The following is a 20,752-nucleotide window of genomic DNA, read 5'->3' as shown; positions in this document are numbered from 1 at the left end:
GGCTCGGTGTGGCTTAATTGTGCATTTATTTGCAGTTTTTTACATTTTCGGTGTCATTGCTGCGAAGGGTTCTGGCCATCAAAAGGGGGTCGCCGGCGTCGGCAGCGCGATGAACAACGTGACCATGTTCACAAAGTGGACAGATAGCGACAGGGGCGCCCGTGGGTGCCCCTGTCGGCGGACTCGAGTCAGTCGTCCTCGTCGTCCTTCACTTCCCGGATCTTGTCCTTGTAGCGGGGCAGCTCTTTCTCCAGTCGCTTCATGTCCTTGATGGCGTTGAGAAACAGGCCGAGCAGGAAGAGCAGTGGCAAGCCTATCCAGAGCCAGAGGTTCATGTGCTACTCCTTTCGTCGGTGGCCAGGGTGACATAGTGGGCCAGGATTTCGTCGAGGTTGGCCAGTATGGTCGCCTTGCCTTCAATATCCGCCTGTTGCAGGCAAAGTGCCAGCGCCGCAGGGTCGAGCCGCTGCTCGCGGGACTCAGGCGCAAAGCTGATGTGCCAGGGCTCGTAGGCGACACCGCTACCGGCACCGACCGGTTTGGCGTAAGGCAGGAAGAAGCCGAAGTCGTTCATGCGATCTTCAAGCCACTCGCTCAGGTCGGCGAACCAGCCCCCGGCTTCATACTCCCAGGGCTCCAGCGCCAGCCTGGTGCCGGCGGGCAGGCAGTCCGGGTCATAGATGTCGAGATCGGTGCCCCAGTGGTGGCGACTGGTGCCGGGCAGGGCGCTCCAGTGCAGGATGGCGTGGAGGCGCTCCTCGTCGCTCAGTTGCAGGGCGTCGATGGGCTGGCTGTGGGCATCGAGCAGCGGCCGCTCGCCGCGCCACTTGCCATTCCAGATGGCGAGCTGGCGATCAAAGCCGCGCCAGCTGGAGGCGGGCTGCAGGTTGAAACCGGCGTGGGCGGCGGCCACCTGCATGTCGTTGAAGGCCGCCGCGGTGGCGGCCGTCAGCCGGTGCGGGCCTTGCCCCACCAGAATGAGGTGACCTTCATCCAACCCCAGCAGTTGCTCCTGGGTCATGCCAGCAACCTCGCGAGCACCCCTTGGTACATGTCTGCCAGCAGATCCAGATCGTCCGCCTTCACGCACTCGTTCACCTTGTGGATGGTGGCGTTGACCGGGCCCAGCTCGATCACTTCGGCCCCGGTGGGGGCGATAAAGCGTCCGTCCGAAGTGCCGCCGGTGGTGAGCAGGGCCGGCTGCTGGCCGTTCACCGCCTCGATGGCGGAGACCGCCGCCGCCAGCAGCTTGCCGGTGTCGGTGAGGAAGGGCTGGCCGGAGAGGGTCCAGTCGATCTGGTAATCCAGACCATGCCTGTCCAGCAGGGCTTCGACCCGCTCGCGGATATCCAGGTCGGTCAGTTCGGTGCTGAAGCGGAAGTTGAACTGGACGTGCAATTCGCCCGGAATGACGTTGGAGGCGCCGGTGCCGCTCTGGATGTTGGCTATCTGGAAGCTGGTAGGGGGGAAGTAGGCGTTGCCCTCATCCCACACGGTGGCGGCGAGCTCGGCCAGCGCCGGCGCCGCCTTGTGGATAGGGTTGTCCGCCAGATGGGGGTAGGCGACATGGCCCTGCACCCCGCGTACCAGCAGATCGCCGGTGATGGAGCCGCGTCGGCCGTTCTTCACCACATCGCCGACCACGGCGGTGGAGGAGGGTTCGCCGACGATGCACCAGGTGATCTTCTCGTGGCGCGCTTCCAGGGTGTCGATCACCCGGGTGGTGCCGTTGATGAAGGGCCCCTCCTCATCGGAGGTGATCAGGAAGGCGATGGACCCGGAGTGATCCGGATGCTCGGCCACAAAGCGCTCGACCGCCACCACCATGGCGGCCAGCGAGCCCTTCATGTCGGCGGCGCCACGGCCGTAGAGCACGCCATCCTGGATGGTCGGCTCGAACGGCGGGGTGTGCCATTTGTCCAGCGGGCCGGCGGGCACCACGTCGGTGTGGCCGGCGAAGCAGAACAGCGGCCCCTCGCTGCCGCGGCGGGCCCAGAGGTTGGTGGTGTCTTCGAACACCATGGGCTCGATGACGAAGCCGAGCTTGGCGAGACGCTCCGCCATCAGGGTCTGGCACCCTTCATCCAGCGGGGTAACGGAGGGGCGGCGGATCAGATCCTTGGCCAGTGCGATGACATCCGACATCAGCGTTCCTTAGCAAAAAAGTTTAACGAGAGAAGAGGGATTGGTAGTGATCGGCCTTGAAGCCCAGGGTCAGCTCGCCGTCTCGGTCCAGCAGCGGGCGCTTGATCATGGCCGGGTGCTCCAGCAACAGGGCGCGCGCCTTGGCGGTGTCGAGCCCCTGCTTGGCCTCGTCCGGCAGGGCGCGAAAGGTGGTGCCGCGGTTGTTGAGCAGCGCCTCCCAGCCGAGCTGGCTCAGCCAGCGGTCGAGGTCGGCCGGGTTCAGGCCATCGGCACGGTGGTCGTGAAAGCGGTAGTCGATGCCGGCCTGCTCCAGCCACTTGCGGGCTTTCTTGATGGTGTCGCAGTTCTTGATGCCATAGAGGGTGGTGGCCATGGGGAGTCCTTGTCTGCGGGCATGGGCCCGGAAAGCCGAAACTTGAGTCCTGAAACGGGAAATCAAGAAGAGGCCCGATTCTGGCATTGTGGCGATCTCAAGGCAACGCCGATGCGCATGGGGGAGGTGGGGCGAGGCGCTGGTCGGGCCTGGGGGGAGGGGAAAAGTGCCCGGCGCGGGACGCGCCGGCGGGCATCAGAGTTCGCTCTGGGTGCGACACCAGAGGTGCAGTTCGGATTCGAACCAGTTGAGCATGGCGTTGTTGTCGTCGCGACGATGGCGAATGAGGCTCACTTCGAAGGTGGGCAGGGCGAAGCGGGTCTCGTACTCCACCAGATCCAGCAGCGGCATCAGCGGGCGCAGCACCCGGGCGGGGGAGGTGAGCAGCAGAGGCGCGCACGGCAGGATGAAGGGGGCGGCCAGGAAGCTTTGCACTATCAAGGGGGTGTGCCGGGTCATGCCGTGGGCGGCCAGCAGATCATCGACGATGCCCCCTTCGCTGCCGCGGGGAGCGACCAGCAGGTGCTGGGCCTGGGCGAAGGATTCGATGCACAGCACCTGGCCCTGCAGCGGGTGGCTGCGGTGGGCGGCGCAGATCAGCTTGTCCTCGAACAGCGGGATGCGGCGAAAACGGCCGGGCACCTCGTCCTGCTTGCTGATCACCATGCTGATGACCCCTTCGTCGAGCTGGCTCTCGTAGTCCGCATTGAGCGGCACCATGTGGATGCGCAGGTTGGGCGCCTGCTGCTGCAGCCGGGCCAGCAGGCTCGGCATCATCACATACTCCACATAGGTGTGGGCCCCGATGCGCAGCACCCCCTCGAACTGGGCGGGGTCGAGCTGCTCGGGGGGGCTGAAGGTCTGCTCGATGTCGTGCAGGATCTCCCGCAGCGGCAGCAGCAAGGCCTCCGCCCGGGCGGTGGGTTCCATGCCCTGGGGAGTGCGGATCAGCAGGGGATCGTCATAGAGCAGACGCAAGCGGGCCAGTGCCCGGCTGACGGCCGGCTGGCTCATGGCGAGCCGTTCGGCGGCCTTGGTGGTGTTGCGCTCCTCCAGCAGTGCCTTGAGCACCACCAGCAGGTTGAGGTCGACGCCTCGTAAATTCATTCTGTGCATAATGGAATACTAATAAATCATTTCCTTAAGCAGGGCCTTCACTTTAGTCTCATTTCCCGTCGATGGTCAGCATGAAGCTTGGATAAATCAGCGATTTATGCAAACCCATGTTGTCCTGTTACCTCTTTCGCGTGGTGCCGGAGGTGGCAAGATTCGACAGCCTGAACTCTTTACTCTGGTCATCCAGAGCGTTGCTTGCTTAGTACCCGCCGTCTCGGCGGGTTTTTTTTGCCTGCGGTTCAGGAAAAGGGGGCCCAAAGAAGTACAAAACGCGCCGGCGGGCGCGTTATTGTGAGGGGTGGATGACTCAGGGCGCAACCGGCCACTGGTAGTCAAACACCTTGGCACGCTCCCAGGGGGCGTCCGGCAGACTGGAGGAGAGGCCGGTATATTTGCCCACATCGTCCACCACGATGGCGGAGAGGATCGGCAACTGGTGCTCGGTGCAGTACATGCGGATGCGTTGCAGCAGCGTGCGCAGCTCATCCTGGCAATTCTCCAGCCCGGCCTGCCTGGCCAGCTTGGAGTAACGAATGGTGGTGCGTTCCTTTGCAGACTCGACGAGGATGTCCCATAGCTTGTAGTCGCAGGTCGTCATGCCTGCGTTGGCTCGGTCTGTCATAACTCTCTCCGGCGCGAAACGGTCGCTGTGTGTCGATGCGCATCTTGGCCAGTTCACTGGCCTCTGACGTTGATCCAAAGCAAAAAAGCCTGAGGTTATTCGCCAGAACGCGTGGCAAAGGGATTCTAAAGGTTTGTCTTTAGTTTAAATTGCTGTTTTTTGTTAAGTGTATAGCATTTTGTTTCATTGAGGTGCGGTCAAGCCATCTTTCTTGACGGGGATCAATGGGAAAGCGCGGTCAGACCACTAGATTCCGCTCCTCGATAACTTTATCAGGAGTGAATATTTGGAACTCGTCTTCGTCTTGCTCGTACTGCTGGCCGTGGTCTACGGCATCGTCAAGGATTACAACCCGCAGGCGGTGCTGGCACTGGCCGGTATGGTCATCTTCACCGTCGCCTACTGGCTGGGACTGCACCCCATTCTGCCCGCCGACAAGAGCACCGGCTTCGCCCTGTTCGATCTGTTCGAGGTGTTTAAGGGGATCTTCTCCTACCGTGCGGCGGGGCTCGGCCTCACCATCATGGCGGTGGCCGGCTTTGCCACCTACATGTCCCATATCGGTGCCTCCCAGGCGCTGGTGCGGGTGGCGGTCAAACCGGTGGCGGGCATTCAGTCCAGCTACCTGATGCTGGCCATCTGCTACCTGGTGGCGGTCTTCGTCTCCCTGTTCGTCACCTCCGCCACCGGCCTTGGCCTGCTGTTGATGGTCACCATGTACCCGGTGATGCGCAACCTCGGCATCAGCCCGGCCTCCGCCTGTGGCGTCATCGCCACCTCCCAGGCGTTCGAAATCGGCCCGACCCAGACCAACGCCATCTTCTCCGCCGGCCAATCCGGTATGGATCCCACCAGCTATTTCGTCGACTACCAGATCTGGCTGGTGGCCCCCATGCTGCTGGTGACCATGGTGCTGCATTTCTTCTGGCAGCGGCACTGTGACCGTCAGGATGGCTGGGATCCGGCCCTGCATCGCGGCGAGCACGCCGAGCTGGACGAGAAAGGCACCGACGCGGTGGCGGCGCCCACCTGGTATGCCCTGCTGCCCATCATTCCCTTCGTGCTGATGATGACCTTCTCCAAGCTGCTGGTGACCACCATCAGCGTCAGCGTGGAGGTGGCCATGCTGCTGTCGGTCTTTATCGGCATGCTGTGCGAGCTGCTGCGCACCCGCTCGGTGCGCACCGCCTTCGCCGGGCTCTCCAGCTTCCTCGACGGCATGGGTAAGGTGTTCGGCCCTGTGGTGGCGCTCATCGTCTGCGCCGAGCTGTTTGCCGAATCCCTCAAGGCCATCGGTGCCATCGATACCCTGCTGCACTCGGCCAGCAATGCCGGTATCGGCAGCGGCCTGATGACCCTGGTGATGGTAGGGCTCATCATGGTGGCAGCGGTCATCATGGGGTCGGGCAACGCGGCGTTCCTCAGCTTCTCGACCCTGGCGCCGGCGGTGGCGGCCAAGTTCGGCGTGCCGGCGGTGACCATGCTGCTGCCGATGCAGCTCGCCTCCAGCATCGGTCGCACCGTCTCCCCCATCGCGGCGGTGCTGATCGCCTGCGCGGGCATCGCCAAGGTCTCCCCCTTCGTGGTGGTCAAGCGCACCTGCGTGCCCATGGCGGGCGCCCTGGTGACCGCGCTCACCCTCAACTATCTGCTGTTTATGTAACCGGGCGGCGGACGGCCCGAGCTGTCTGCCCCTTTCATTCGGCCGTCGGGCGGGAGGTGTGTCCTCCCGTCCCAGGAGATGACAATGACAGACTCTCGCAACGCTTTTTCTCTGGACGCCTACCTGGCGGATCTGGCCCCCCTCATCAATCTCGATTGCGGCACCCGCACCCCGGCCGGGGTGGCGAAAGTGGCCGACATCATGACCGAGAAATATGAGGCCATCGGCTGGCAGGTGACTCGCCACCAGTTCGCCGCCGAGTGCGGCCCCTGCCTCGAGGCAACCAATGCGCCTGGCGCCAGCCACTACGACGTGATGCTGGTGGGCCACATGGACACCGTCTTCCCCGAAGGGACGGCGGCCAAGCGGGCGCTGAAAATTGAGGGCAATCAGGCCTTTGGCCCCGGCGTGTCGGACATGAAGAGCGGTCTGCTCTCCAGCTGGTATGCCCTCAAAGAGATGGATCCGGCGCAGCTGGCCAAGCTCAAGGTGCTGGTCTGCTGCAACTGCGACGAGGAGATTGGCTCCCCCTGGTCCAAAGAGTGGCTGGTGGAAAAAGCCAAACAGAGTGGCTGCGTGCTGGTGGCCGAGGCGGCGCGCCCGAACGGCGATCTCATCAGCGCCCGCAAGGGCAATGCCAAGTACCGCATTACCTTCCACGGCAAGGCCTCCCACGCCGGTTCGGCCCTGACCGAAGGTGTCTCGGCCATCACCGAACTCGCTCATTGGGTGCTGGCCATCAACGAGCAGGTCAACATGACCACGGGCACCACCATGAACGTCGGCGTGGTACAGGGCGGCACCGGCGTCAACGTGGTGCCCGACTTTGCCGAGGCGATCGTCGACTTGCGCTTCTGGAGCAATGACGAAGCGGCCACCGTGCACGAGCGGCTCACCTTCATGGCCAACAACCCCTTCCTCGCCGGTTGCCGGGTCGAGGTGGATCGCCAGAGCTTCAAGCCGGCGATGCGCCCGAGTGGCGACACCGAGGCCGTGATGGCGCTGGTGGAGGCGGCGGCGAAAGAGGAGGGGATCACCTTCAACTGGCTGGAGGCCGGTGGCGGCTCGGATGCCAACTTTACCGCCGCCGCGGGTGTGCCGTCGCTGGATGGCTTCGGCCCCATGGGCGGTGGCTTCCACTCGGAGGCGGAATTCCTGCTGCTCGATAGCATCGAGCCGCGCATCCGCCTGCTGCAGCGGGTGCTGGGCAAGCTGGCCAACTAGGTCAGCGTCAAAGACAAGCAAAACGGGAGGCCATCGCCTCCCGTTTTTTATCTGTCCTGTCGGTGCAGAGAGATCGAACGGTGCTGCGTCGCTACCTCTCATCCTCCAGCAGGTAGGCAAGCTGCTCCTGACGGGCAACCTGCCAGCGGCCGAGCACCAGCGGCGCCGCAAAGCCCGGGCCGTCGGTCACCATGGTGTGGTACTCCCCCTGCTCGCCGCAGGCATCGAAGCCCCGGCTTGCCGCCAGCTGCTGCAACTCGGCCAGGGTGGCGGTATCGAGCGTGCGCCCCACCCATTCGGGGGCCAGCACCCGGGTGTCGACGCAGGAGAGGTGGGCGACGATGCCGCGGGTCAGCAGGTCTGCCAGCAGCGCTTCGCGGCTTTGCTGCCAGAGCGGGGTGTGAACGGCCAGATCGAGCTGGCGGCAGCGCTCGCGGATCCAGTTCGGCGCGCCCCCCACGCTGTCGATATCGCCGGTGACCACCCCATCCAGGCGCCACTCCTCTTTCAATGCCGCCAGCGCCCGCTCATAACCGAGGTCGAACGGCGCTTCGATGGTGATCAGCAGATGGGGCAGCCCGAGGGCCGCCGCCTGCCGACGCACCTGTGACAGGGGATGGGCCAGAAAGCGGGGTTCGGGCGGGGCAAAGGTGGCCAGTGCCACCACCTGATGACCCGCTTCGCGGGCATGGCAGAGGGCCTGCATGGCATCCTTGCCGCCGCTCCAGAGCACGATGACGCGAGACATGGGGGAGATTCCGCAAAGAAAAGAGGGGCCATGCTACCCAGAGTGCGGGCGGTTGGCAAAGCGGGATGGGGCAGGGGGCAAAACAGCAGGCCCCCGGGTGGGGGCCTGCTGGACTGGCTAAGCGGTGCGTGTTGCTTAGAGCAGTATGCTGGTCAGCAGATAACCCAGGGTACAGGAGGTGGCGACCCCGATCAGACCCGGAATGATGAAGCTGTGGTTGATGATGAACTTGCCGATGCGGGTGGTGCCGGAGCGGTCGAAACCGATACAGGCCAGATCGCTCGGGTAGGTCGGCAGCACGAAGTAGCCGTAGCTCGCCGGCAGGAAGGCGATCAGCAGCTTCGGCTCCACACCCAGCGCCAGCCCCATGGGAGCGATGGCGGTGAGGGCGGCGGCCTGGCTGTTGACCAGCTTGGAGATGAGGAACAGCACCAGGGCATAGGTCCAGGGCTGGGCCTGCACCACGTGGGCCAGGGTTTCTTTCAGCAGCGGCATGTGGGCCTGGAAGAAGGTTTCGCTCATCCAGGCGACCCCGAATACCGAGAAGATCGCCACCATGCCGGCCTTGAACACGGCGCCGTTGGAGATGTCACCCGGTTTGACCTTGCAGCGCATCAGGATGATGGCGCCGGCGATCAGCATCATCATCTGGATCACCAGGTTCATGGAGAGCGGGCCTGTCTTGCCACCCATTTCGAACACCGGGCGCAGGGAGGCGTCGGCCCCCAGCACCACCACGGCGGCGATGGCGGCGAAGAAGATCCAGGTCGACCAGTAGGCCTCTCTCGGGAACTTGGTGTTGAGCAGGGTCTCACCGCCGCCGTAGACGAAGGCACGCTGCTCCGGATCCTTGATCTTGGCCTGGAACTCTTCGTCCTTGTCCAGATCCTTGCCGCGACGCAGGCTCCAGAGGGCCGCGACTATGACCCCGGTCAGCGAGGAGGGGATGGCGATCATCAGGATGTCGAGCAGGCTGTAGGCCTGACCGATGCCATGACCGGCCGCCAGGATGGAGACCATGGAGACCACGGCCACTGACACCGGCGAGGCGCAGATCGCCATCTGGGAGGCGACGGAAGCCACCGCCATCGGCCGTTCCGGGCGGATGTTCTTCTGCAGCGCGATGTCGGCGATGATGGGGAACATGGTGTAGACCACGTGGCCGGTACCGCACAGGAAGGTGAGGGTCCAGGTGGTGAGCGGTGCCAGCAGGGTGATGTACTGGGGGTGGCGGCGCAGCAGACGCTCGGCCACCTGCATCATCAGGTTGAGACCGCCGGCGGTCTGCAGGGTGGCGGCGCAGCCGATCACCGCGAGTATGGTCAGCATCACCTGCACCGGCGGTTCGCCCGGGGTGAGACCGAACACGAAGGTCAGCAGGAACAGACCGATGCCGCTGATGAGACCCAGCCCCATGCCCCCAAACCGGGTACCCAGCAGCAAGCAGCCGAGTACCACCAAAAATTCCATCAAGATCATTCCATTACCTCGCGTTATTTAATCCATGTCTGTGCTGTGTTGGGCTCATGGACCGGGATTGTCTGTTTTTTATTTAGCCCTAAAGGGTTAGTGGTTATTGTGCCTGCCAAAAAAGGGCAAAAATTTGAGGTACTTCAATAACTCATCGCTTTTTGATTTAACGTCATAAAAACCACGTATTAACGTTTTTGTTATTTTGCGGGCAATAAGTGGCAGCGTATGGGGCTCAACGGCTGGCGCGGGGCGGGTGTGTCAGCAAGGAGGCGTGGCGAGGGCGGCAAGCGTGATTAATTGTGGTGCCGGCAAGGCCGTCCGGCCGCCGGACGGGCAACAAAAAGCCGACCCTGAGGTCGGCTTTTAAGGCAAAGTCCTGTAATCAGAACTCGGCGGTGCGCGGGGTGCGCGGGAAGGGGATCACGTCGCGGACGTTGCCCATGCCGGTCACGTAAACCACCAGACGCTCGAAGCCCAGACCGAAACCGGAGTGCGGCACGGTACCGTAGCGGCGCAGGTCGCGATACCACCAGTAGTCTTCCTTGTTCAGGCCCATCTCGGCCAGACGGGCATCCAGCACGTCCAGACGCTCTTCACGCTGGGAGCCGCCGATGATCTCGCCGATGCCCGGGGCCAGTACGTCCATGGCGGCGACGGTCTTGCCGTCGTCGTTGAGGCGCATGTAGAAGGCCTTGATGTCTTTCGGGTAGTTCTTCACCACCACCGGGGACTTGAAGTGCTCTTCGGCCAGGTAGCGCTCGTGCTCGGAGGAGAGGTCGATACCCCAGGAGACCGGGAACTCGAAGCTCTTGCCGCAGTTTTTCAGCACTTCGATGGCGTCGGTGTAGTCAATCTGGGCGAAGTCGGAGGCGACGAAACGCTCCAGACGACCGATGGCGTCCTTGTCCACGTGCTGGGCGAAGAACTCCAGATCGTCGCGGCGCTCGGCCAGCACCGCGTTGAAGACATACTTCAGCATGGCTTCGGCTAGGGCTGCGTTGTCTTCCAGATCGGCGAAGGCCACTTCTGGCTCAACCATCCAGAACTCCGCCAGGTGGCGGCTGGTGTTGGAGTTTTCGGCGCGGAAGGTCGGCCCGAAGGTGTAGACCTTGGACAGGGCGCAGGCGTAGGTTTCGACGTTGAGCTGGCCGGATACGGTCAGGAAGGTCTCTTTGCCGAAGAAGTCCTTGTCATAGTCCACCTTGCCTTGCGGGGTGCGCGGCAGGTTTTCCATATCCAGGGTGGAGACGCGGAACATCTCGCCGGCACCTTCGGTGTCGGAGGCGGTGATGAGCGGCGCGGCGATCCACAGATAGCCCTGCTCGTGGAAGAAGCGGTGAATGGCCTGGGAGAGGCAGTTGCGTACCCGGGTAACGGCGCCGACCACGTTGGTACGAGCGCGCAGGTGGCCCTGCTCGCGCAGGTATTCGATGCTGTGACGCTTGGCAGACATGGGGTAGGTATCCGGATCTTCGACCCAGCCCACCACCTTGACGTCGGTGGCCTGCAGTTCAAACGCCTGGCCGCTGCCCTGAGACTCGACTACCAGACCGGTCACTTCCACCGAGCAAGCCGTGGTCAGACGCAGCACTTCATTCTCGTAATTGGCCAGGGTATTGGGGACGACTGCCTGTACCGGATGGAAACAGGAGCCATCGGAGATGGCCAAAAATGAGATCCCCGCCTTGGAATCGCGGCGGGTCCGGATCCACCCTTTGACTGTCTGGGTGGTGCCGACCGCATACTTACCGGTCAGCACATCTACTACGGATGCGTGCGTCATCGAAATATTGTCTCCAGCTTGTTCTTGCAGCGCTATTTGCAACACTTGGGGTCTGGCCCGGGCAATCTTGGCCCATCATGGCAGACTAAGCCGTCAATCTTACCCGCGCAGGTTTGATAAACAAGCAAAAATGTCGGACTCTGGGGGGGATTTCGGCGCCTATCGGCGGATTGGCAGGCCAGTTGGACGGGGGATAAGCGTGAAAGAGCGGCGACGGGGGCCGGACCGGCTGACACGGGTGTTGCAGGGGCTGGTGATGCTCTGCTGGGGTGGCTTCATCGTCCTGCTCTCCCTCTATCATTTCGCCAGACCGCAGACGGCCTACGGTTTTCTGGTCTATGGCGGGGTCAGGGTACGCCAGAGCTGGGATCCCCTGCTCACCCCCTGGCTGCTGCACGGGCTCTGGGGTTGCTGCCTGCTGACCCTGGCGGTGCTGCTGGCGGAGCGCCGACGCTGCCGGCGGCAGGAGGACACGGGGCGGGTGCACCTGACCATCTTGCTGCTGATCCTGATGGCCAGTCTGCTGTTCTACTACCTGGGCTAGCCCTCTTTTCTTCTCTCTGTCGCCTTCTGCTTGCTCTCCTCCACCGGTGCGGCGGGCCGTTTGCCCAGCTGACGCTCCACGCTGTCGAGCATCTGGTTGTAGGCGAGCGCCACCCGGCCAATCTCGTCCCCTTCATCCCCTTCCAGCCGGTGGCCGAAGTCGTGCAGGTCGGTGGCCTCCTCCATGGAGCGGGTCAGCTGGTTGAGGGGGCGGACGATCCAGGTGCGGATGACCCAGAGGGTCAGCAACAGCCCCAGGCCGAAGATGACGGTGAGGCTCAGCGCCGAGGTGAGGATGTTCTGCTCGACCCGGGTAAACAGGGTGTCGAGGGAGTAGTCAAAGCGCACCGCCCCCAGCACGGTATTCTCCGGCACCAGGTGGCAGCTGGTGCAGTCGGTGCCGCGAAAATCCTTCTTGGCCAGCAGCGGGCGGGTCACCACCAGCTTGCTGTGCATGCCGTCGTGCACCACCTCCAGGCTGCCCTTGCCGGCCAGTGCCAGCTCATCGAACCTGTCCTTGGGCTGCTCGCTCTGGTGGCCAGCCCCGTACTGCTTGCTCACCGCCTCGCTGCGCACGATGCGGGCATCCTCCACGTGGGCGTGCTCGAGAAACTTGCCGCGCAGGGTGTCGCGGGCATCCATCTTGCCGGTCAGCATCAGCATGTTGAGGCCGTCGAAGTAGGCCTCGGTCTGCTCGCGGCTCTGCTCCTTGATGAGGGTCAGGATCAGGTCGCGTTCGCGCACCGCCTGATAGGCGGCGGAGAACACCAGCACCATGGAGAAGATGAACAGCAGGAAGAAGTTGATTTTGGCAGCAATGGAGAGGCGCATGGGAACGGTACATCTGTTGGGTAAAACCCGCGCAGTCTACGCGTCTTGGTCGCCCGGGTCTGGTGTCTCGCTCACATTCTGATGAAAAAGAGTCAAAAGACCCTGCCTGGTCGGGCAGGGCCTGCCACGTCTGACTCAGAACTCGCCGCTGTGGATGGCGGCGGTGATGGCGTTGGTCAGCACGGTTAATTGTGCCGGGCTGATGACGAAGGGGGGCATCAGATAGACCAGTTTGCCAAACGGGCGGATCCAGGCACCCAGTTCGACGAACTTGCGCTGGATGCGCGCCACGTCCACCCGCTCCTTCATCTCCACCACCCCGATGGCGCCAAGCACCCGCACATCCGCCACCGCCGGGTGCAGGGTCAGTTCCACCAGTTCGGTTTTGAGTTGGTGTTCGATGGCGCGCACCCGCTCCTGCCACGGCGAGGCCAGCAGCAGATCGATGGAGGCGTTGGCCACGGCGCAGGCCAAGGGGTTGCCCATGAAGGTCGGCCCATGCATGAAGACGCCTGCCTTCCCATCACACACGGTGCGAGCCACATGCTCGGTAGTGAGCGTGGCCGACAGCGTCAGGTAGCCGCCGGTGAGCGCCTTGCCCAGACACATGATGTCGGGGCTGATGCCGGCCCAGTCACAGGCAAACAGCTGGCCGGTGCGGCCAAAGCCGGTGGCGATCTCGTCGGCAATCAGCAGCAGGCCGAACTCGTCACACAGGGCGCGTACCCACTGCAGATAGCGGGGATGGTAGAAGCGCATGCCGCCGGCGCCCTGCACGATAGGCTCGAGCACGATGGCGGCGATTTCCTCGTGATGGTCCGCCACCAGGGTGGCGAGCTCCACCACGCACTGCTCGTCCCACTCGGCGTGGAAGCGGCAGCTCGGCGCTTCGACAAAATGGTGCTCGGGCAGGAAGCCCTTGTAGAGCTCGTGCATGCCGCCATCCGGATCGCAGACGCTCATGGCGCCGAAGGTATCACCGTGATAGCCGCCGCGCAGGGCGACAAACTTGGCCCTGGGCGTCCCCTTGGCGTGCCAGTACTGCTGCGCCATTTTGAGCGCCACTTCTACCGCCACCGAACCCGAGTCCGCCAGAAACACCCGATCCAGCTTGGCTGGCGTGATCTCCACCAGCTTGCGGCACAGATCAACTGCGGGGGCGTGGGTGAGGCCGCCAAACATCACGTGGGACATCTTGCCGAGCTGGGCTGTGGCGGCCGCATCGAGCTCCGGCACCTGATAGCCGTGCACGCAAGCCCACCAGGAGCTCATGCCATCCACCAGCTCGCGGCCGTCGCTGAGGGTGAGGGTCACTCCCCTGGCACTGGCCACTTCATAGCAGGGCAGGGGATGGGTAAGGGAGGTATAGGGGTGCCAGACGTGGTGCAGGTCGAATTCTTGATTGGTCATTTTATGTTCTGTTGTCAATTGGTTTGATCTGGTCGGTGTTGACAGTCTACGCGCGCTCTCTACACTAGCCAACAATTTCAGCCACTTGGCTGCGTGCAACCCAACTCGGGTGCAGGCCGGGTGGCGGCTTCTGTGTTTGCCCATGCAAGCTGGCGGCGCAGGATCCCACTTATAACAATTGGAAGCCATGTATGAATGCTGTTACCGCGGGCGCTCATGCCCTTCGTCACGACTGGACCCTCGCCGAGGTTCAGGCCCTGTTTGCCCTGCCATTCAACGATCTGCTGTTCCAAGCCCAGACCGTGCACCGCGCCCATTTCGACCCGAACGAAGTACAGGTGAGCACCTTGCTTTCCATCAAGACCGGTGCCTGCCCGGAGGATTGCAAGTACTGTCCCCAGAGCGCCCGTTATCACACCGGCCTTGAGGCCGAGCGGCTGATGGAGGTGGAGAAAGTGCTGGAGCGGGCCCGCGAAGCCAAGGCCAACGGCTCGTCCCGCTTCTGCATGGGGGCGGCCTGGCGCAACCCCAAAGAGAAGGACATGCCCTATATCCTGCGCATGATCGAGGAGGTGCGCGGGCTCGGCATGGAGACCTGCATGACGCTCGGGATGCTCACCGCCGATCAGGCGGCGCGCCTCGGGGCCGCCGGCCTTGACTACTACAACCACAACCTCGACACCTCGCCGGAGTTTTACGGCGACATCATCACCACCCGCACCTATCAGGACCGGCTAGATACCCTGGAGCATGTGCGCGGCGCCGGCATGAAGGTCTGCTCCGGCGGCATCGTCGGCATGGGCGAGCAGGCAAAAGATCGGGCGGGCCTCTTGATGGCGCTGGCCAACCTGCCGCGCCACCCGGAGAGCGTGCCCATCAACATGCTGGTCAAGGTGAAGGGCACGCCGCTGGAGAACCAGGAGAACCTCGATCCGTTCGAATTCATCCGCACCATCGCCGTGGCACGCATCATGATGCCGGCTTCCCACGTGCGCCTCTCCGCCGGGCGGGAGAAGATGAACGAGCAGATGCAGGCCATGTGCTTTATGGCGGGGGCAAATTCGATTTTTTATGGCTGCAAGCTGCTGACCACCCCCAATCCGGACGAGAACAGCGACATGCAGCTGTTCAAGCGGCTCGGCATTCGCCCCGCCCAGCGGGCCCAGAAGCCGGACCAGGTTCAAGAGGAGGAGCTGCTGGCCGAGGTGAGCCGCCAGAGCGAGCCCGCCGAAATGTTTTATGACGCCACCCGCCCCCGTGCCGGGGCCGCGCGGTCATGAACGGCCCTGCAGTAACGGGCCCCTTTGGGTTGAGCGCGGCGCTCTCCGAGCGCGAGCAGGCAAGCCTGCTGCGCAGCCGCATCGCGACCGACGGGGCGAGTGGCGGACGGCTCAGGGTGGCCGGGCGCGATTACCTCAACTTTTCCGCCAACGACTATCTGGGGCTTGCCGGTCACCCCGCCATCAAGGCTGCCTTCCAGGAGGGGATTGACCGCTATGGTGCCGGCGCCGGCGCCTCGCCGCTGGTGACTGGCTACAGTCGTGCCCACCAACAGCTGGAAGAGACGCTTGCTGACTGGTTGGGGCTGGAGGCGGTGCTGCTGTTCAACTGCGGTTTCTCTGCCAATCAGGCGGTGCTCAAAGCCCTGCTCGGCAAGGAGCACCTGCTGTGGCAGGACAAACTCAACCACGCCTCCCTGCAGGAGATGGGCAGCCAGCTGCCCTGCAAGATGAAGCGCTTCGGCCACAACGACATGGCGGCCCTTGAGCGGCAGCTTGAGCCAAGTCGAGGCTTGATCGTCTCGGAGGGGGTGTTCAGCATGGACGGGGATCAGGGCCCCTGGCGCGAGCTCGCAGCCCTGGCCGCCCAGAGCGGCAACTGGCTGATGATCGACGATGCCCACGGCCTCGGCGTGCTGGGGCCACAAGGGCGCGGCACCCTGGCGGCCCAGGGGGTTGCTCCTGCCAGCGTGCACATCCAGATGGGCACCTTCGGCAAGGCGCTCGGGGTGGCCGGCGCGTTTGTGGGGGGCAGCCGCGAGCTGGTGGCGTATCTGGTCAACTTCGCCCGCCACTATGTCTACAGCACCCATATGCCGGCGGCCCAGGCCTGTGCGGTGAGCCAGAGCATCGAACTGGTGCGCGCCGCCGACGAGGCCCGCACCCAGCTTGGTCAGCTGATCGTTCGTTTTCGGCAAGGGGCAGAGGCGCTGGGCTGGCAACTGGGTGCCAGCACCACCCCCATCCAGCCGCTGCTGGTGGGGGAAAGCATCGCTGCCCTGCAACTGGCCGAGCGGCTGCGCGAATGCGGCGTCTGGGCTGGCGCCATCCGCCCGCCCACGGTACCGGTCGGCACGGCGCGCCTGCGCATCACCTTGAGCGCGGCCCACAGTGAACAGGATGTGGATCGGCTGCTCGATGCCCTCGGTCCCTGCCCGGCGGACGACGAGAGAGGAGGCAGTCATGCTCCATGAGCGTTTTCAGGCGGTCGACAAGGCCCAGCTTGCCCGCCGTTTCGGTGCCGCCGCCCGTCACTACGACGCCCACGCTCGCTTCCAGCAGGAGGTGGGGCAGGCGCTGCTTGAGCGGATGAGTGCGGCGGGTCTGCATGAGGGAGTTGGCGGCTGCGGGCTGGATCTGGGCTGCGGCACCGGCTTCTTTCTGCCAGCGTTGGCCGGGCGTTGCAGCGAGCTGACCGGGCTGGATCTGGCCCCCGGTATGCTGGCGCAGGCCGCCCTTCGCGGCAGCGGCGCCCGCCTGCTGTGCGGCGATGCCGAGCAGCTCCCCTTTGCCGACGAGACGTTTGATTGGGTCTTCTCCAGCTTGGCGCTGCAGTGGTGCGAGCGACCGGCCCAGGCCTTCGCCGAGCTGCACCGGGTGCTCAAACCCGGCGGCCGGCTGCTGTTCTCGACCCTGCTGGCCGAGTCGCTTTGGCAATTGCGTGAGGCCTGGCGCACGGTTGACGAGTGTGATCATGTCAATCGCTTCCTCAGCCTGCCACAATTGCAGCATGCCATCGCCGCCGGTGGTTTTGCCGCCCCGGCGCTGGAAAGCCTGACCTGGTCGCTCGGCTACCCCGAGCTCAACGGCTTGCTGCGCGATCTCAAGGGGATCGGCGCCAGCCAGGTCAATGACGAGCGTCATATTGGACTGAGCAGTCGCCAGCGTCTGCAGCGCCTGAGCCAGGCCTATGAAGCCCATCGCCAACCGGACGGCCTGCTGGCCGCCAGCTATCAGGTGTGCCTCGGCCAGCTGATCCGCCGCTAACCGGTCTCATGGGCCGAGAGAATTGAGAAGCCGCTGCCCGCCATCGCGAGCCCGGGCAGCGGCCCCGTATTGAGGAGTCATCATGGTTAAATCCTTCTTTGTCACCGGCACCGATACCGATGTGGGCAAGACGCTGGTCGCCCGCACCCTGTTGCTGGAGTTCGCCGCGCACGGTCTGCGCTGCGCCGGCTACAAGCCCATCTCCGCCGGCTGTGCCCGCACCCCGGACGGGCTGCGCAATCTTGATGCCGTGCTGCTGCAGGAGGCGGCGAGCCTGTCGCTCCCCTACGATCTGGTCAATCCCTACGCCTACGAGCCGCCCATCGCGCCCCATATCGCCGCCAGCGAAGCGCGCGATGCCATTACCCTGAAGGGGTTGTCGGACGGGCTGCGCCAGATTGAACAGGCGGGGGCCGAGCTGGTGGTGGTGGAGGGGGCGGGGGGCTGGTTCCTGCCACTCGATCGCAAACATCTGCTGTCGGACTGGGTCAAGCAGGAGAACATGCCGGTCATCATGGTAGTGGGGGCCAAACTAGGCTGTCTCAACCATGCCCTGCTTACCTTCGCCGCCATTCGCAACAACAACCTGCCGGTGGCGGGCTGGGTCATCAACCGGCTGCACGGCTCCATGAGCCACTATCAGGAAAATCTGGACACCCTGCGGGGCTTGCTGCCGGCCCCGTTTTTGGGTGAAATACCCTTTGTAAACAATCCGCTCGAGGCTGATCTGCGCGGGCGACTCGACATTTCGCCCCTGCTCTGAATCCGACATTCAGCGAACATTCATAGAAACTGTCTATTATGCGTGACAGGTGTGGCCCGACCGGCAGCGAACTGGTGACGGGCCACGCGTCCATATCTCACAAGGAGTCAATATGAAGCGAATTATGCTATTCCTGGTGACCAACCTGGCCGTCATGCTGGTGCTGGGGGTGGTACTCAATATCCTGTTCTCGGTTCTGGGGATCAACAAGTCCAGCATTTCCGGTCTGTTGGTGTTCTGCGCCGTGTTCGGTTTTGGGGGTTCCTTTATCTCCTTGCTGATGTCCAAGTGGATGGCCAAGCGCAGCTATGGCGTCCAGGTCATCGAGCAACCCCGTAACGAGACCGAGCACTGGCTGGTCAGTACCGTGGCCCGTCAGGCCCGTGAAGCGGGCATCAAGATGCCGGAAGTGGGGATCTACGACTCCCCCGAGATGAACGCCTTCGCCACCGGTGCCCGCCGTGACGACTCGCTGGTCGCCGTATCGTCCGGTCTGCTCTACAGCATGAGCCGTGACGAGGCGGAAGCCGTGCTGGCCCACGAGGTGAGCCACGTGGCCAACGGCGACATGGTGACTCTGACCCTGATCCAGGGGGTGGTGAACACCTTCGTGATGTTCTTCGCCCGCATCGTGGCTGGCGTCATCAGCAACTTCTTCAGCTCCAACAACGACGAAGAGAGCAGCAGCACCGGCGGTTTTGCCTACATGATCACCGTGTTCGTGCTGGAGATGCTGTTCGGCGTGCTGGCCTCCATCATCGTCATGTGGTTCAGCCGTCAGCGTGAATTCCGCGCCGACGCCGGTGCCGCCAAGCTGGCCGGCCGCGACAAGATGATCGCCGCACTGCAGCGCCTCTCCCGCGGTGCCGAGCCGCAACTAGAAGGCTCCATGATGGCGTTCGGCATCAACGGCAAACGCTCCATGAGCGAGCTGTTCATGAGCCACCCGCCCATCGAGCAGCGCATCGCCGCCCTGCGCGGTTAAGCGTACCGTACCAATGAAAACGGCTGCCCTCGGGCAGCCGTTTTGTTTTGTGAGCTTAGCTACAGCTTGAAGTGGGCCATCTCCTGGCGCAGCAGCCGTGACAACTGCTTGAGCTTGGCCGCCTCCTGCGAGACGTGGCGGGCAGCGTCCCCCGACTGCTCGGAGAGGGAGGTGATGTTGCCGACGGTGGAGACCACCTCGTTGGCGGCGGTGGACTGCTCGCGCAGGGTGTGGCTGATCTCCCCCATCAGGCCGGTCAGGTTGGCGGCGTGGTTCTGGATGCTGGCGATGGCCTCGCCGGTCTGGCTTGCCAGGCTCACCCCGCGGGAGACGTTGTTGACCGTGTTCTCCATGCTGCGGATGGAGGCATCCGCCCCGCTCTGGATCTTGCCGATCATGCCGGTGATCTGTTGGGTGGAGGCGGCCGAGCGGCTGGCGAGGTTGCGCACCTCGTCGGCCACCACCGCGAAGCCGCGCCCCTGCTCGCCGGCCCGGGCCGCCTCGATGGCGGCGTTGAGGGCCAGCAGGTTGGTCTGATCGGCGATGCCGCGGATCACCTCGATGATCTCCGAGATCTGCTGGGTATGGCTGTTGAGATCCGCGATGCTGCTGGCGGCGTTGGAGACGGTATCCGAGATGCTCTGGATGCTGTCGAGGGTCTGCTTGATGACCCCGGAGCCTTCGGCCAGGGTGTTGGCGGAGACCTTGCTCAGCTCGTCGGCGTGGGTGGCGTTGTCAGAGAGATGGCTGATGCTCACCACCAGCTCTTCGATGGCGGCCGCCATGGTCTGGGTGCTGGTCTGCTGAGAGGTGGCGAACTGGGCGGTCTGTTCCGCTATCTGGGCGATGCTGTCGGCCGAGCCGGAGAGCTCTTCGCTGGAGTGGGAGACCTGGGCGATGATCCCCTTGAGGGTGCCCTGCATGGTGGCGAGCAGGCCGATCAGGCTCTCCTTGGCACCGGCCGGCACCTTGATGGGCTGGGAGAAGTCCCCCTCGGCCAGGTGGTTGAGATCGCTTCTGAGCTGGTCGACCGAGGTGCCGACCAGGTCGAGCAATGCCTTGTAGGTGCGCCAGAGGAAGAACATCAACACCAGGCCCAGCGCGATGAACAGGTAGCGCAGCATGGCGGACTGGCTGGCTGCGTCGTCCACCGCCTGCTGGGTGCGGTGTTCCATCAGGACGTAGAAGTCGTCGATGGGGGACATGATGCGCCCCTTGTTCTGGTGATAGGCCTTGTCATGCATCATGGCGATGGCCTTTTGCTGGTTGGCGGCCAGATCGCCGTCCGTCTGCTGCACCAGCTTGAAGGCGGCCACCTCGGTGTTGACCAGGGCATCCGAGTTGTTCTTGGCCTCGTTGAGCTTGGCCAGCTCCTCCTCGGTAAAGCCGGTGTCCTTCATCAGGTCGATGAGGCCACGGCGCACCTGGCTGTCGGGCCGCGGGTTCTGGCCGTTGGCGGCGACGAAGTCCCAGTAGATGCGGTTGTAGCCCTGCGGCCGGTTCTGCTCCCCGTTGCGAATGGCCAGGATCCGCATGTACTGCTGTTCGTAGGCCGGATCCTTGGTGATCACGTAGGTACGGCCGAGGCGGGTCAAGTCGTCGGAGGATTGCCGCAGTTCATCGGCCAGCAGATAGGATTGATAGCGTTGCTGATAGCTCTGCTCGAGTTGCGTTCCTGACCAGCTGTAGGCAAAAAATACCAGCGACAGCAGGATCAGGGTGACGACGGAGAGCAGCAGGTTGAGCTGAAAGGCGGGTCTGTTCTGTTCCATGGTTTGAGCGTCCTTATTCTCACCGGATAACCCCC

Annotated in this window: 20 protein-coding genes; 8 read left to right on the top strand and 12 right to left on the bottom strand. The window is 63.6% G+C overall.

Features of this window, described 5'->3' with window-relative positions; genetic code table 11:
- Window positions 1-188 precede the first annotated feature (188 nt).
- From ACB032_RS08585 to ACB032_RS08560, 6 genes are all read right to left on the bottom strand, one after another.
- Window positions 189-335: a hypothetical protein gene (locus ACB032_RS08585; RefSeq protein WP_005298986.1), complete on the bottom strand. Its 147-nt coding sequence runs from the start codon at window positions 333-335 to the stop codon at window positions 189-191.
- Complete coding sequence (locus ACB032_RS08580) at window positions 332-1,021, bottom strand: M15 family metallopeptidase (protein WP_371137755.1); 690 nt, start codon at window positions 1,019-1,021, stop codon at window positions 332-334. Before ACB032_RS08580 ends, ACB032_RS08585 begins: the two co-directional genes overlap by 4 nt.
- Complete coding sequence (gene dapE, locus ACB032_RS08575) at window positions 1,018-2,145, bottom strand: succinyl-diaminopimelate desuccinylase (RefSeq protein ID WP_224480191.1); 1,128 nt, start codon at window positions 2,143-2,145, stop codon at window positions 1,018-1,020. Before dapE ends, ACB032_RS08580 begins: the two co-directional genes overlap by 4 nt.
- 22 nt (window positions 2,146-2,167) lie before the next feature.
- Complete coding sequence (locus ACB032_RS08570) at window positions 2,168-2,518, bottom strand: ArsC family reductase (protein ID WP_371137754.1); 351 nt, start codon at window positions 2,516-2,518, stop codon at window positions 2,168-2,170.
- 195 nt (window positions 2,519-2,713) lie between these two features.
- Window positions 2,714-3,625 (bottom strand): LysR family transcriptional regulator, encoded by a 912-nt coding sequence (locus ACB032_RS08565; protein WP_005298997.1) that lies wholly within the window; start codon window positions 3,623-3,625, stop codon window positions 2,714-2,716.
- 316 nt (window positions 3,626-3,941) lie between these two features.
- On the bottom strand, window positions 3,942-4,256 hold the full coding sequence (locus ACB032_RS08560; RefSeq protein WP_024943845.1) for a hypothetical protein: 315 nt from the start codon (window positions 4,254-4,256) through the stop codon (window positions 3,942-3,944).
- 286 nt (window positions 4,257-4,542) lie between these two features.
- On the opposite strand from ACB032_RS08560, the gene dcuC reads away from it, so the two are divergent.
- Window positions 4,543-5,919, top strand: coding sequence for a C4-dicarboxylate transporter DcuC (gene dcuC / locus ACB032_RS08555; RefSeq protein ID WP_371137753.1), 1,377 nt, complete (start codon window positions 4,543-4,545; stop codon window positions 5,917-5,919).
- 84 nt (window positions 5,920-6,003) lie between these two features.
- Complete coding sequence (locus ACB032_RS08550) at window positions 6,004-7,143, top strand: M20 family metallopeptidase (RefSeq protein ID WP_371137752.1); 1,140 nt, start codon at window positions 6,004-6,006, stop codon at window positions 7,141-7,143.
- Window positions 7,144-7,234: 91 nt separating this feature from the next.
- Here ACB032_RS08550 and ACB032_RS08545 read toward each other — a convergent pair whose 3' ends face one another.
- From ACB032_RS08545 to asnS, 3 genes are all read right to left on the bottom strand, one after another.
- Window positions 7,235-7,891, bottom strand: coding sequence for a hypothetical protein (locus ACB032_RS08545; RefSeq protein WP_044799630.1), 657 nt, complete (start codon window positions 7,889-7,891; stop codon window positions 7,235-7,237).
- Between the two features lie 135 nt (window positions 7,892-8,026).
- Window positions 8,027-9,370 carry an anaerobic C4-dicarboxylate transporter gene (locus ACB032_RS08540; RefSeq protein ID WP_371137751.1) on the bottom strand — a complete coding sequence of 448 codons (1,344 nt, stop codon included), beginning with the start codon at window positions 9,368-9,370 and terminating at the stop codon, window positions 8,027-8,029.
- Window positions 9,371-9,746: 376 nt separating this feature from the next.
- Entirely contained in the window at window positions 9,747-11,147 is a 1,401-nt protein-coding gene (gene asnS / locus ACB032_RS08535; protein ID WP_029303492.1) for an asparagine--tRNA ligase, read from the bottom strand.
- 241 nt (window positions 11,148-11,388) lie between these two features.
- Between asnS and ACB032_RS08530 the strand changes: the two genes are divergently transcribed.
- Window positions 11,389-11,691, top strand: coding sequence for a hypothetical protein (locus tag ACB032_RS08530; protein ID WP_201975281.1), 303 nt, complete (start codon window positions 11,389-11,391; stop codon window positions 11,689-11,691).
- Here the strand turns inward: ACB032_RS08530 and ACB032_RS08525 are convergent.
- Together ACB032_RS08525 and bioA are read right to left on the bottom strand one after the other, a co-directional pair.
- Entirely contained in the window at window positions 11,688-12,521 is an 834-nt protein-coding gene (locus ACB032_RS08525) for a HAMP domain-containing protein (protein WP_371137750.1), read from the bottom strand. The genes ACB032_RS08530 and ACB032_RS08525 overlap by 4 nt on opposite strands.
- A gap of 135 nt (window positions 12,522-12,656) precedes the next feature.
- The gene (bioA, locus tag ACB032_RS08520; protein ID WP_371137749.1) at window positions 12,657-13,931 is read right to left on the bottom strand and encodes an adenosylmethionine--8-amino-7-oxononanoate transaminase; all 1,275 of its coding nucleotides are present in this window, start codon (window positions 13,929-13,931) and stop codon (window positions 12,657-12,659) included.
- Between the two features lie 191 nt (window positions 13,932-14,122).
- Between bioA and bioB the strand changes: the two genes are divergently transcribed.
- The 5 genes from bioB (at window position 14,123) to htpX (ending at window position 18,945) form a co-directional block, all read left to right on the top strand.
- The gene (gene bioB, locus ACB032_RS08515) at window positions 14,123-15,211 is read left to right on the top strand and encodes a biotin synthase BioB (protein WP_016350182.1); all 1,089 of its coding nucleotides are present in this window, start codon (window positions 14,123-14,125) and stop codon (window positions 15,209-15,211) included.
- Window positions 15,208-16,404, top strand: a complete 1,197-nt coding sequence (bioF, locus tag ACB032_RS08510) for an 8-amino-7-oxononanoate synthase (RefSeq protein ID WP_371137748.1) — start codon at window positions 15,208-15,210, stop codon at window positions 16,402-16,404. Before bioB ends, bioF begins: the two co-directional genes overlap by 4 nt.
- Entirely contained in the window at window positions 16,394-17,197 is an 804-nt protein-coding gene (bioC, locus tag ACB032_RS08505) for a malonyl-ACP O-methyltransferase BioC (RefSeq protein ID WP_371137747.1), read from the top strand. The genes bioF and bioC overlap by 11 nt, the downstream gene beginning before the upstream one ends.
- An 82-nt stretch (window positions 17,198-17,279) precedes the next feature.
- Complete coding sequence (gene bioD / locus ACB032_RS08500; RefSeq protein ID WP_017410030.1) at window positions 17,280-17,960, top strand: dethiobiotin synthase; 681 nt, start codon at window positions 17,280-17,282, stop codon at window positions 17,958-17,960.
- Window positions 17,961-18,072: 112 nt separating this feature from the next.
- Window positions 18,073-18,945, top strand: a complete 873-nt coding sequence (gene htpX / locus ACB032_RS08495; protein ID WP_011705391.1) for a protease HtpX — start codon at window positions 18,073-18,075, stop codon at window positions 18,943-18,945.
- Between the two features lie 59 nt (window positions 18,946-19,004).
- Here the strand turns inward: htpX and ACB032_RS08490 are convergent, their stop codons facing one another.
- Window positions 19,005-20,717, bottom strand: coding sequence for a methyl-accepting chemotaxis protein (locus ACB032_RS08490; protein WP_044799637.1), 1,713 nt, complete (start codon window positions 20,715-20,717; stop codon window positions 19,005-19,007).
- Between the last annotated feature and the right edge of the window lie 35 nt (window positions 20,718-20,752).

The sequence above is a fragment of the Aeromonas sp. S5(2024) genome, from assembly GCF_041403025.1.
Lineage (GTDB): Bacteria > Pseudomonadota > Gammaproteobacteria > Enterobacterales > Aeromonadaceae > Aeromonas > Aeromonas hydrophila.
Note: the sequence above shows the minus strand (reverse complement) of the source record. Positions and strands in the feature narration are given on the sequence as shown.